The organism is uncultured Psychroserpens sp. (assembly GCF_947494225.1).
Taxonomy (GTDB): Bacteria; Bacteroidota; Bacteroidia; order Flavobacteriales; family Flavobacteriaceae; genus Psychroserpens.
Window position 1 is genome coordinate 321,902 of record NZ_CANLUG010000004.1, and the last position, 13,428, is coordinate 335,329.

At 34.2% G+C, this 13,428-nt stretch carries 11 protein-coding genes; 7 read left to right on the plus strand and 4 right to left on the minus strand.

Going from position 1 to position 13,428, the window contains the following annotated elements:
• The first annotated feature begins 71 nt into the window (after positions 1-71).
• Positions 72-1,433 (plus strand): aminotransferase class V-fold PLP-dependent enzyme, encoded by a 1,362-nt coding sequence (locus Q0893_RS11880; protein ID WP_299275816.1) that lies wholly within the window; start codon positions 72-74, stop codon positions 1,431-1,433.
• Between the two features lie 113 nt (positions 1,434-1,546).
• On the plus strand, positions 1,547-1,933 hold the full coding sequence (apaG, locus tag Q0893_RS11885) for a Co2+/Mg2+ efflux protein ApaG (protein ID WP_230936663.1): 387 nt from the start codon (positions 1,547-1,549) through the stop codon (positions 1,931-1,933).
• Here the strand turns inward: apaG and Q0893_RS11890 are convergent.
• The gene (locus tag Q0893_RS11890) at positions 1,926-2,930 is read right to left on the minus strand and encodes a DUF6695 family protein (RefSeq protein WP_298902274.1); all 1,005 of its coding nucleotides are present in this window, start codon (positions 2,928-2,930) and stop codon (positions 1,926-1,928) included. The genes apaG and Q0893_RS11890 overlap by 8 nt on opposite strands.
• Positions 2,931-3,070: 140 nt before the next feature.
• Between Q0893_RS11890 and pruA the strand changes: the two genes are divergently transcribed.
• The 3 genes from pruA to Q0893_RS11905 all read left to right on the plus strand — a co-directional run bounded on the left by pruA (position 3,071) and on the right by Q0893_RS11905 (position 7,375).
• Positions 3,071-4,696, plus strand: a complete 1,626-nt coding sequence (gene pruA / locus Q0893_RS11895) for an L-glutamate gamma-semialdehyde dehydrogenase (RefSeq protein ID WP_298902273.1) — start codon at positions 3,071-3,073, stop codon at positions 4,694-4,696.
• 144 nt (positions 4,697-4,840) lie between these two features.
• Positions 4,841-6,664, plus strand: coding sequence for a T9SS type A sorting domain-containing protein (locus tag Q0893_RS11900; protein ID WP_299275821.1), 1,824 nt, complete (start codon positions 4,841-4,843; stop codon positions 6,662-6,664).
• A 90-nt stretch (positions 6,665-6,754) separates the two neighbouring features.
• Positions 6,755-7,375, plus strand: coding sequence for a LysE family transporter (locus tag Q0893_RS11905; protein WP_298902271.1), 621 nt, complete (start codon positions 6,755-6,757; stop codon positions 7,373-7,375).
• A gap of 30 nt (positions 7,376-7,405) precedes the next feature.
• Here Q0893_RS11905 and Q0893_RS11910 read toward each other — a convergent pair whose 3' ends face one another.
• On the minus strand, positions 7,406-8,197 hold the full coding sequence (locus tag Q0893_RS11910; RefSeq protein ID WP_299275825.1) for a DUF2797 domain-containing protein: 792 nt from the start codon (positions 8,195-8,197) through the stop codon (positions 7,406-7,408).
• 43 nt (positions 8,198-8,240) lie between these two features.
• Here Q0893_RS11910 and Q0893_RS11915 point away from each other — a divergent pair, with 43 nt between their 5' ends.
• On the plus strand, positions 8,241-9,761 hold the full coding sequence (locus tag Q0893_RS11915) for a GH3 auxin-responsive promoter family protein (RefSeq protein WP_298902268.1): 1,521 nt from the start codon (positions 8,241-8,243) through the stop codon (positions 9,759-9,761).
• 146 nt (positions 9,762-9,907) lie between these two features.
• Positions 9,908-11,134 carry a hypothetical protein gene (locus Q0893_RS11920; protein ID WP_299275829.1) on the plus strand — a complete coding sequence of 409 codons (1,227 nt, stop codon included), beginning with the start codon at positions 9,908-9,910 and terminating at the stop codon, positions 11,132-11,134.
• Between the two features lie 280 nt (positions 11,135-11,414).
• Here Q0893_RS11920 and clpX read toward each other — a convergent pair whose 3' ends face one another.
• Both clpX and clpP read right to left on the minus strand, forming a co-directional pair.
• Positions 11,415-12,647 (minus strand): ATP-dependent Clp protease ATP-binding subunit ClpX, encoded by a 1,233-nt coding sequence (clpX, locus tag Q0893_RS11925; protein WP_298902265.1) that lies wholly within the window; start codon positions 12,645-12,647, stop codon positions 11,415-11,417.
• 50 nt (positions 12,648-12,697) lie between these two features.
• On the minus strand, positions 12,698-13,372 hold the full coding sequence (clpP, locus tag Q0893_RS11930) for an ATP-dependent Clp endopeptidase proteolytic subunit ClpP (protein ID WP_230936673.1): 675 nt from the start codon (positions 13,370-13,372) through the stop codon (positions 12,698-12,700).
• Positions 13,373-13,428 lie beyond the last annotated feature (56 nt).

The window sequence follows — 13,428 nt, forward strand, 5'->3', positions numbered from 1 at the left end:
GGGATTTTCATATTATTCCGAAAAATAGGAATAAATTTACACAAGCCAAAATTTAAGACCCATCACTGCAAATGCAAAACGATTTATCTTTGTTCTCAGAACTCGTAGAATTGCTAATTTCTGAAGAAAAAAATCATCCTGTAGCAACTCCTATTGACACAAATGTTCTCTATGAGACACTCGATCTTCAACTTACTAATGAGCCAACTATTGACAGTGATTTTAAGACTAGCTTAAAAGACATTATTAGAAGTACTCCTAAAACAGCATCTACGTCTTTTTTTAATCAATTATTTGGTGGAAGAATTCCAAGAGCTACATTAGGCGATTTACTGGCTGTTATGCTCAACAATAGCATGTACACATACAAAGTAGCTGGACCGCAAGTAGGCATTGAAAAAACGGTATTACGCAAAATTTGTGATATTATTGGTTATCCAAGTTCTGCAGATGGCACTTTTGCTCCTGGTGGATCTATGAGTAACTACATGGCAGTACTAATGGCTAGAGATAAATACAATCCTTCTGTTAGAAATGAAGGAATTAATAACACAATGACACTCTACACCTCCGAGGTATCTCATTATTCTATTGCAAAAAATGCATCTTTTATAGGTGTTGGAAGACACCAAGTAAGATCGATAAAAACAAATGACAAAGGCCAAATGTTAGCCGAAGATCTAGATGCCAAAATCACTCATGATATTGCTCAAGGATATCAACCTTTTTTCGTGAATGCCACTGCCGGAACTACTGTTTTGGGAGCCTTTGACGATGTTAAACAACTCAGCAAAGTTTGCAAAAAACATGATGTCTGGCTACATTTAGATGGTGCTTATTGTGGCGCTGTTATTTTTAGTGATGACTATAAACATCTAACCAATGGTATAGAATACACCGATTCATTTAGTGTAAATGCTCATAAAATGCTAGGAACTCCATTGAGTTGTTCTATAATTGTTACAAGAGACAAAGCCCATTTATATCAATCTTTTTCTAATGAGGCAGACTATCTGTATCAAACCAATAATGACGATTTTAACTTAGGAAAAACATCACTACAATGTGGTCGCCGAAATGATGCCTTAAAATTATGGACGCTTTGGAAATCTGTTGGTGGTAACGGACTTAAATCTATAGTAAACCATCAATTCCATCTAGCAGATATTGCCAGAAATTACATAAAAAACCATCCTGACTATACCTTATACAGTTATGACAACTCCATTTCGGTTTGCTTTAACTATAAAGCTATTCCTGCAAAAACTTTGTGCACAGCTCTATATGAGCATTCACAATTAATGGTAGGTTTTGGGAATTTCCGAAATCAAGATTTTGTGAGAATGGTAACTATTAATACTGTCCTTCAAGAAAAGGACATCATTAACTTTTTTAAAACCATTGAGGAATTTGCAATTTCAACTGATTTTTAAAACCGTTAATCGGCTGAAAATCTAAATGTTGTTAAAAATTTGCATAATTTTAAAAAAGTGTCCAATTTAGTTGAAAATTATTTATTTTTGTAAGCTATTATTTTCAATAATTCATGGTTCAACAAGTTACAAGTGGGATTAAAATCTCTGTCGAAACATCTTTCGAAGGTACATTTTATAAAAACTATAAAGTGCACTTTGCTTTTGGCTATAAGGTAACTATTGAAAACCAGAGCAAAGATTCTGTCCAACTCAATTCAAGATATTGGAGAATACTAGATGCACTCAATAATGTTGATATTGTTGAAGGCGAAGGTGTTATTGGTAAAAAACCTGTTTTAAAACCTGGAGAATCACATACCTATAATTCGGGTTGCTTGTTAACCTCTCCTTTTGGTGCCATGCAAGGTCACTATAATATGGTTAACTTTACAAACACCAACAAATTCAAAGTTATTATTCCTTCGTTTAAATTAAGTGCTCCTTTTGCTCTTAATTAACTGAAAAATGTTTTTGAAATTCAAACTTGTAGGTTGTATCATTCTGCTTGATATGAAAGAACTTACAGTTAGAATAATGTACAAACTCGTAGGCAGAATTAATATCAAAACCCTCTAAAGTAATTTTATAAATTCCATCACAATCTATATCGCCATGTGGTGAAATTCGTCGATACCTATAATTCACTTTGCAATTTAAATCATGAATCTCAAACCATGCTCCAGCGCCAATACCACTTAACCATTGAGCATGATCAACCTTAACATTATTTTGTTTGGGTTCAAGGCCGCCAACCATACTTGGCCTATACCCTTTAAGTACGTCTAAAAACAAACGTCTATTCTCTTTAGCTACTGTTGACTTAAACTCAGAAATCTCACCGGTTTCCGAAACCTTATATACAAAATCTTCGGTATCAGCAATCACAACATTTCCTATTGTACTTGGTGTAAATCCCTTTGACTTAATAAGTTTCGATTTAATCTTCTCATTTGTGATACTCGCAATCAAACTATCTGTCACAAAACGTGCACAGTTGCATGCCTCTTTTACAAAAGCCGCATATCTCACAAAACCTTTGCTTTGCTCATTGTTAATATAAGTTCTTGCTTTTTTGTAATCAATAGCACTGCATACAGAAGCATATAAATGACCTTCTCCATGTGTTAATTTAGGTTGCGTTGCCAAAAATTTCAGAATGTCCTCAAGATTTTGAATGGTATCACCTTCAATCTTAGCTTGGATCGGGAAATTTAGCTCAAAATCTGTTTCTCTTCCTCTCACTCTTCCGTGAGATGAAGTCGTCACATATCTTCCAAAATCATGATATTCTAAAATACCTGTAGACTTATCAATAAGAACTAAAGCAGCATGTCCAGCCCTTACATGTTTTTTATTTCCAATAAAAAAAAACCTCAAAAATCTAGAGTACCACTCATCTGCATGAGAGACAATTGTTTCTGGGTAAGCTAGAGTTAGAATAATTCCGTCGTTCATATAAATAGTATTGATGGCAACTTACAAAAATTTACCCATTATTTTAACCTTGTTTTAATGGTCATTTCGTCATTAGTCGTCAAAAAATCGTAACTTTGCATCTTCAAAATAAAAAGCAATTTCTAAATCAAAAATTTAAGATGGGAAAAGGATTTTTCAACGTACCAGTAGCTATAAATGAGCCTGTAAAATCTTATGCTCCAGGATCTCCTGAGCGTGAAGCAGTTTTAGCCGCTTACAAAAACATGTGGAATACTAAAATTGATGTTCCATTATATATTAACGGAAAAGATGTGACGACAGGAAATACTAAAACCATGTCTGCACCTCACGACCATCAACATATTGTAGGAACGTATCATTTAGCCGAAAAATCTCATGTAGAAGATGCTATTGCTACGGCTCTTAAAGCTAGAGAAACATGGGCTGAATTACCTTGGGAACAACGTGCAGGGATTTTCTTAAAAGCTGCCGAATTAATTGCTGGACCTTACAGAGCCAAAATTAATGCAGCAACCATGATTGCTCAATCGAAAACAGTACACCAGGCTGAAATTGACGCAGCGTGTGAATTAATAGATTTCTTGCGTTTTAACGTACAATTCATGACTGATATTTACCATGAACAACCTGAAAGTACAAGCGGCGCTTGGAACCGATTGGAATATCGTCCTCTTGAAGGGTTCACATATGCAGTAACACCATTTAATTTTACTGCAATTGCAGGAAATCTTCCTGCTTGTATGGCCATGATGGGGAATGTAGTAGTTTGGAAACCTAGTGATAGTCAAATATTTTCTGCAAAGGTAATTATGGATGTATTTAAAGAAGCTGGTGTCCCTGATGGCGTTATTAACGTCGTATTTGGAGACCCTGTTATGATTACAGATACTGTAATGGACAGTCCTGATTTTTCTGGATTACATTTTACTGGTTCAACATACATTTTTAAAGAACTTTGGAAAAAGATTGGAAATAATATTCATAACTACAAAACCTATCCTAGAATTGTAGGAGAAACTGGAGGTAAAGATTTTATTATTGCCCACAAAACAGCCAATCCTATTCAAGTTGCTACAGCCATCTCCAGAGGTGCTTTTGAGTTTCAAGGACAAAAATGTAGTGCAGCTTCAAGGGCTTATGTACCTTCGAACTTATGGGAAACTGTGAAAAATCGCGTTATTGAAGATGTAACATCTTTTAAAATGGGGTCGCCTGAAGATTTAAGTAACTTTGTTACAGCTGTAATTCACGAAGGATCATTTGATAAATTAGCTAAGTATATAGATGCTGCCAAAAATGATAGTGATGCTGAAATCATCGTTGGTGGACATTACGATAAAAGCAAAGGATATTTTATTGAACCAACTGTTATTGTAACTAACAATCCAAAATACACGACTATGTGTACAGAATTATTTGGCCCTGTTATTACAATTTATGTATATGATGAAAATGAGTATTCTGAAACTTTAAAACTAGTAGACGAAACTAGTGAATATGCATTAACTGGAGCTGTTTTAGCTACAGATAGATATGCAATTCAAGAAGCAACAAAAGCACTTCAAAACTGTGCTGGAAACTTCTATATTAATGATAAACCAACAGGAGCAGTTGTAGGTCAACAGCCATTTGGAGGAGCAAGAGCATCTGGAACAAATGACAAAGCTGGTAGTGCTTTAAACTTATTGCGTTGGGTATCTCCAAGAATGATAAAAGAAACATTTGTAACACCAACAGATTATCGTTATCCGTTCTTAGGATAAAACCTTATATGTCAGCATTTAAAAATCCTCAAATTGAACAGTTTGAGGATTTTTTTTACGTTTAATCTTAAAACGCTAGATAACATACGGTTAACTTAATGAAACTTTGTATCTTGTTAGTCACATTAAAAAAAATAATTGACTATGATGAAAAAGTACTTTTTACCTCTATTATTATTCCCTTTTTGTGTTCAGGCGCAAACGATAGAATTTGAATCTACACGTACAGCAGATTTTACTGGCTATACTGGCGAGACAGAATTTGCAGGATTAGGAGAATATGAAATATTTCTAGATACAGATACTGGTGTTCTTGACAAACCCATCATCTTAGTCGATGGATTTGACCCAGGAGACACAAGAACCATTGCTGGACTATACAGTTTATTAGATTTCACTGGTTCTGAAGGTGATCAAAATTTAGCCGACTTAGTTCGAGCCCAGGGATTTGATGTTGTTATTTTAAATTTCCCATCATATTTCAGGCTTAATGACAACTCGCTTTTAAATATTGATGACGCTACTGATACTAATGCCGATATGGTAATTGATGAACTTGACTATCCTGGTAGCACACTTGTAAATGGTGGTGCAGACTTTATAGAGCGCAACTCTATGTTATTAGTTGATCTTATTGAGACACTAAATGCAGACAAAGTTGGCGACGAAGAATTAGTAATAATTGGTCCTAGTATGGGCGGATTAATTTCTCGTTTTGCATTGAATTTTATGGAAAATGATGCTGGATTAGATCACGAAACACGATTATGGATCTCGTTTGACTCACCTCATCTCGGTGCCAATGTGCCATTAGGTTTCCAACACCAATTCAATTTTCTTGGATTTGGTCTAGGTGACGATTTAAATGTAGTTCAATTACAAGATGTTGTAAATGGACTCTTAAAATCACCTGCCGCAAGACAATTATTAGTTGATCATTTTGAAGCTCATCTTATGGATGGTAGCGAGTTTGATTTTGATCCTACAAAGTTATTACCCGAAGCACATCCTTATAGAGCTATTTTTGAAAACAACATCAATAGTTTAACCCCAACAGGTTTTCCTCAGAATACACGAAACGTATCTATTATAAATGGTAGTGGAATTGGCGCTGCATATAAAGCCGTCGATGGCACCACAGATGTGACACCCGGTTTTGTTGCTTTAGCCATTGAGGATCTCGAAATCCCTGGATCTCCATTACCGCAAACAACAGCCGATATTAATATTAACTTTACACCTTTTACAGAAGATGATATGGGTAATAATGTTGGCCCTCAATTAATTAGTAAAGTTTTTGTGGAAGGATTTTTGATTTTTGGTTTTATAACTCTTGTAGATGTCGAAATACAAGCAGAAGCTCCAAGTTTTTCAGATGGTGTTGATGCAGCTTCAGGAGGTCTTTTCGATCTAGGAGGCTTTACAGATGGACTCGGTGGAGATCCGATTATCGATAATTTTCTTACCTCATTAACAGTAGATAAATTTAGTTTTATCCCTTCTGTTAGTGGAATGGCCTTAGAAATCACAAACAATGAAGTTAATTGGTATCACGATATTAATCTTGGTGATCCAGGTGGCACAGGAGATACTTTAAACAATACACCTTTTGTAAATTGGTATATGCCAGATGCGAATGAAAATCACGTTGAACTTACTGAACAAAATGTAGCATTTGCTCTAACTGAAATTTTTCAAGAAACCTTGTCAAATACAGATTTCGAAAACATAGCATCAATTAAGGTAGAAAAAAACCCTATTGAAAATGAACTAACAATTTTAAGTAGTGAGGTTCTAGATGACGTCAATATTTCTTTAATAGATATTACGGGAAAACTTGTCTTTTCATCTCATCAGACCTTAGATAGACGATCAAATATTCCTTTAAATCTAGATTCTGGACTATATATTCTAAGTCTTCAATCAAAGGAAAACTTCAATTACCGAACAAAGATTATTATAAAATAACATAAAAGCCCTCTCAAATTTGAGAGGGCTTTTTTTTAGAATTTTCTATATTCCTTGTAAGTATTTTATCAATACTTCTACAAAGACTTCATGATAATATTATATTTCATCATTGGCGTTTTTGCAAGTATTGTTGGTGCTCTACCTTTAGGCGCATCCAATATAGCAGTTATAAATACAACAATAAAACAAAATGCAAAACAGGCTTTTAAAATCGCTATTGCAGCTGGTGTTGCCGAAGTAATTCTTTCCTACTACGCACTACATTGCAATATGGTTGTGAGAGATTTTTTTGACCGTAACATGTGGATTCAAATTACCATTGTTATTATTTTAATGATCGTTGGTGGGTTTTTATTTTTCAGAAAAACCAAAACAAAAGCACCTAAGAAAAGAAAGTTAACTTCATCTAAATATGCCACTGGCTTCTTTTTAGGAATCTTAAATCCGCCTGTTCTAATTTATTGGATTGTTGCTTTTGGTATTATTAATAATAATGACTTAATGCTATCTCTTGGCTCACCTCTATTTGTGTTGTTTCTCTTTTTTACTGGTGTATATCTAGGCAAACTTTTAACCTTATATCTCTATAGTAAATTTAGCATTGCCATTAAAAATAAGGTTCAAAATATTACCATTGTTATCAATAAAGTTACTGGAGTATTACTCATTGTTATTGGTGTTGCTCAAGCAATAAAATTATCATTTTAATGTGTTGTGCGATTAGATTGCACTCATATATTAAAGTGTAAACCTAAGCACTAAGCCTTCATTTGCTCTTACATTAAAAACAGTATTATCTTCAAAAATGAGATATTGTCCTTTAATACCCACCAATTTACCAGTATAAGTCTTTAACTTTTGAATATTAAGACTTTTAGGCTTTTCAGGGTATTTATGAACTGGAAATTTAAGGTTTGTTTCGGTATTTGAAGCGATATAATAATCCTGAGCCTCATTAGGAATGAATTTTTTTAAGCGCTCACGCCACTCTACTAAGTTTTCATCCTCAATTTCATTTTTAAGCATTTTTCTCCAATTCGTTTTATCAGCTACATGATCTTTTAAGGCAACTTCTGTAATTCCAGCTAAATATCGGTTTGGCACCTCAACAATTTCAATTGCTTCATGCGCACCTTGATCAATCCAGCGTGTTGGAACTTGACTTTTTCTGGTCACACCAACTTTAACATTACTAGAATTTGCGAGATAAACAATATGGGGCTGTAATTGTGCTTTTTTTTCGTATTCCAAATCTCGATCTTCTTTTCCCAAATGTGCTGTGCTTAATTCTGGACGCATAATCCAATCACCAGCTTGAGGGATATCAAAAAAATCCTGTTTACAAAATCCTTGACGGTAAATAGGTCTATTTAAACCACACTTTAAACATTGATACTTTACAAATTCCATCGTAATGGTTTTATCTATTAACTGATTCATATTCAGAAAATCATCTTCGAAGACTAAATAATATTGAATAGGTTCTACAAACTCAGTTTGCATTTTTGTTAAAACACCTTGATAAAACATATAAAAAAAAGTATTATTTTTAAAACTTAAAGATACTATAAAAATGCCGATTCCATTAGTAAATTCTATTGCTTCGTGGTTCTTAAAAAAACGATTTCATCAAATTGAATTGTTTTTAAAATACCCTAATGAAGTGCAAAATGAATTACTTTTTCAACTCCTTTCTGCTGCAAAGGATACTGAAATTGGTAAGGCGTACGATTTTGACTCTATCTCAAATTACCAAACCTTTTGTGAACGTATTCCTATTTCTTCTTATGAAGATTGTCAAGATATGATTGAACGATCACGACGAGGCGAACAAAATATCTTTTGGCCTCATCCCATCAAGTGGTTCGCCAAATCGAGCGGAACAACAAATGCCAAAAGTAAATTTATACCTGTTAGTACCGAATCTTTAGAAGATTGCCATTATGCTGCCAGTAAAGATTTACTGTGCATGTACCTCAACAACAATGAGGATTCACAATTATTTACGGGTAAAAGTTTGCGCCTTGGAGGAAGCAAAGAACTCTATAAAGAAAACGGAACTGTATTTGGCGACTTATCTGCAATACTTATAGACAACATGCCATTTTGGGCTGAGTTTAGTAGCACACCAAGTAGCAAAGTGTCTTTAATGAGCGATTGGGAAATAAAAATGAAAGCTATTGTTGAGGAAACTAGAAATGAAAATGTAACCAGTTTAGCAGGCGTCCCTTCTTGGATGCTTGTTTTACTTAATAACGTCTTAGATGCCACTGGAAAAGATAACCTCTTTGACATCTGGCCAAATCTAGAAGTCTATTTTCATGGTGGTGTAAGTTTCGTTCCTTATGTAGATCAATATAAAGCCATACTACCAAAACCTCATTTTAAATATTATGAAATATACAATGCTTCGGAAGGCTTTTTTGCCATTCAAGATCAAAATAATAGCAGTGAGTTATTGTTAATGCTAGACTATGGAATCTTTTATGAATTTATTCCTATGGACACCTACGGAACTCCACAACAGAAGGTAATACCCTTAAATGATGTTGTTGTAGGCAAAAATTATGCTGTTATTATTACTACAAATGCTGGACTTTGGCGTTACAAGATTGGAGATACAATACGGTTTACATCTATCAATCCATATCGCATAAAAGTATCTGGAAGAACCAAACATCATATTAATGCTTTTGGAGAAGAGCTAATTATTGAAAATGCTGAAGATGCTCTACGCGATGTATGCTCTACAACTAATGCAGAAATTGTAGACTATACAGCTGCTCCAATTTTTATGAATGGTAAAGACAAAGGGTCTCATGAATGGTTAATTGAATTTAAAAAACCGCCTCAAGACCTGCATACCTTTAATACATTACTGGACACAAAATTAAAATCATTAAATTCGGATTATGAAGCAAAACGCCATAACAATATGACATTAAACATGCCAACTGTTCACGTCGCAAGAGAACGTCTCTTTTATGACTGGTTAAAACAACATGACAAACTTGGAGGTCAGCATAAAATACCGCGATTATCTAATAGCAGAGAATATATAGATGAGCTATTAAGTTTAAATTTTTCATCTTAATGTTTTAACCATTCATCGATAAAATATGCGTAAACCCTAAATTAGTCGGATTTACACCCTCTTTTATCTAATAAACACAATAAAAAAAGTTATTTAATGTTTTAGATTATAATTTTAAGACATAATTAATCCCAAAAACCCTCACAATGAAAACGCCTTTCCTCACGGTGTTTACCCTACTATTATGTATGGTATCCTCACCTACCGTTTCAAACCTAAACGACGAATCCAATAATCCAAAACGTATTGATAAGCACAATAAAAGCGGATTAGAATTTTATGTTTACAATTCTGATGTTAACACAAAATATTCTGAAATCCCATCGGCTGTGTTTAAAAACAAGCTGATTATGGTATCCTCTAAGAAAATTGGCGGATTAGGAAATGGTATAGATAAACATACTAATGAGCCATTTTCAGAATTATTCTGTCTTGATATTGATGCTTATGGTACTGCCAAAAACCCTTTGTTTTTCTCAAGAATTATAAACACTAAAGACAATGAAGGGCAGGTTGCTTTTTCTCCAGACGAGCAAACAATGTATTTCACAAGAAGTAAACGTGAAAACTCGCGTAACTATCAATTATACAAAGTTGTTCTTGAAGAAAACTCTAATGGTAACTGGGTAAATGAAGTAGAATTAAACATTAGTAATGATGGCTATTCTATAGAAAACCCACATGTTTCATTTGATGGTACCGAACTCTATTTCTCATCAAATATGCCGGGCTCTTTTGGAGGCTATGATTTATATGTCTCACATATTAATCCAGACGGCTCTTTAGAACAACCCCAAAATCTTGGGCCAAAAATAAATACCCAATTTGATGATAAGTTTCCTCATTTATCAAAAGACGGAAAAAAACTATTCTTTTCATCAAAAGGTCATAATGCCATTGGCGGTTTCGATATTTTTGTAAGTTCTATTTCAGAAGACATTAAAACACCTAGAAATCTTGGTACTGAGGTCAATTCAGAATTTGATGAAATTGCTTTTATGTTTACAACTGAAGACCAAGGCTTTTTCTCTTCTAACAAAGAAGAAGGCCAAGGTAGTTTCGATATGTATCGTTTTAAATCCAATATTATTTACCAACAGTTACAAGGTGTTGTTGTAAATGATCAAGAAAAACCATTACCCAATACAACAGTGGTTTTATATGATGTAGACGGAAATGAGCTTGAACGTCAAACAACAGGAATTGATGCATTCTATAGCTTTAAAGTAAAAGCATACGAACGCTATTCTCTTAAGGTCTTGAAAAAAGGATTCGAAAAATTCGAATCACGATTTTCGTCATACAAAACAGACGCTTTAATTTACAAAGAAGTCTTAAAGTTGTCATCTAAAGTATCGGCTTTGGATCATTAATATGATAAACCATTTTTAAAACATCGATGAACGGTAGAGGTTTTTCCCACACAACGAGTATTTATTGATGTTCGTCCAAAAGCTGGCAAAGTCATTTTTATTCTGAAATTATTGCTCCTATATTTACGAAGTCTTGAAGCAAAATAATGTTAGAAAGACCTAGAATTGTAAAAAAATATTCAAAATATTGTTTAGCAATATTAGTTTTTAAATCCTAATAAAAAAACCACTCTCGGGAAAGAGTGGTTTTCTTTTTTTTACTGAAATCTCAAATTTCAATTTAAGAAACTGCCTTCAATTTTTTAAGTTTTGTTTTGGTAAGCTTACCTTCGGCGTAAGACTTCGTTACGTTTAATTTCTTATCGTTTGAGCTAGGCATTTCAAACATAGCGTCAGTTAAGATTTCTTCGCATAGTGAACGCAAACCTCTTGCTCCTAGTTTATACTCTATTGCTTTGTTCACAATAAACTCTAAAGCACCTTCAGTTATAGAAAATTCGATATCATCCATAGCAAACAATTTCTTGTACTGCTTGATAATCGCATTTTTAGGCTCTGTTAAGATAGCCCTTAATGTATTACCATCTAAAGGATCCATGTACGTAAGTACTGGAAGACGACCAATGATTTCTGGTATAAGACCAAAATCTTTCAAATCCTTTGGTATAATATACTGCAACATATTATCTGGATCTGCAATTTCATCATCATGAGATGCCTTATAACCAATAGCAGCCATATTTAATCGTTTCGAAATTACACGTTCGATACCATCAAATGCTCCACCAGCAATAAATAAGATATGTTGTGTATTAACTTCAATGAACTTTTGATCTGGATGCTTACGACCTCCTTTTGGTGGCACATTAACAACTGTTCCTTCAAGTAGTTTTAATAAGGCTTGTTGTACACCTTCTCCAGAGACATCTCTTGTAATTGACGGGTTATCACTCTTACGTGCAATTTTATCGATTTCATCAATAAACACAATGCCACGTTCGGCCTTTTCCAGGTTATAATCTGCGGCCTGAAGTAAACGTGTTAAAATACTTTCTACATCTTCTCCTACATAACCTGCTTCTGTTAGTACAGTTGCATCAACAATGGCAAGTGGTACATTAAGCATTCTTGCTACAGTTTTTGCCATTAATGTTTTTCCAGTACCTGTTTGTCCAACCATAATAATATTTGACTTTTGAATTTCAATATCATCATCTGATGAAGGCTGTAATAAACGTTTATAATGGTTATACACCGCTACAGACATTACTTTTTTAGTGTGTTCCTGACCTATAATATATTCGTCAAGAAAAGACTTAATCTGCTGAGGCTTTTTAAGCATTAGTTCTGAAGACAACTCTGCATTATCAGACTGCTTAGATTCTTCTAAAACAATACCATGGGCTTGCTCTATGCATCGATCACAAATGTGCGCATCCAAGCCAGCAATCAATAGATTGGTCTCTGGTTTCTTTCGTCCACAAAACGAACATTCTAATTCTTCCTTTGCCATAAATCATTTTAAAACCTACGGGTTTCTAAAAACCAATAAGCGTTTGTTTTTTATCCTCTTGATAGTACTTCATCTATCATTCCGTATTCTTTAGCTTTATCTGCCTTCATCCAGTAATCGCGATCACTATCTTCGTAGATTTTGTCGTAATCCTGCCCAGAATGCTTACTAATAATCTTATATAACTCCTCTTTAAGGGTTAATATTTCACGTGCTGTAATTTCAATATCACTCGCTTGTCCTTGCGCGCCTCCTAGAGGTTGGTGAATCATCACACGTGAATGTGTTAATCCGCTACGTTTTCCTTTTTCTCCAGCGCATAACAACACAGCTCCCATAGAGGCAGCCATTCCTGTACAAATAGTTGCTACATCAGGCTTAATTAACTGCATCGTATCATAAATTCCTAAACCGGCATACACACTCCCTCCGGGTGAGTTGATATATATTTGGATGTCTTTAGAAGCATCTGTACTCTCTAAAAACAATAATTGCGCTTGAATAATATTGGCTACTTGATCATTAATCGCAGTCCCCATAAAGATAATACGATCCATCATTAAACGCGAGAATACATCAAAAATAGCGATATTCATTTGGCGCTCTTCAATAATATTCGGTGTTAAGGCCGTTGGATACATACTACTAATAATTTTGTTGTAATATGTGCTGCTAATGCCTTGATCTTTTATTGCGAATTTTTCAAATTCTTTTCCGTAATCCATATATAGTCTTCAAATTTTTTAATGTAAACAAAAAGCGCAAGACGGTGAAGTCTTAC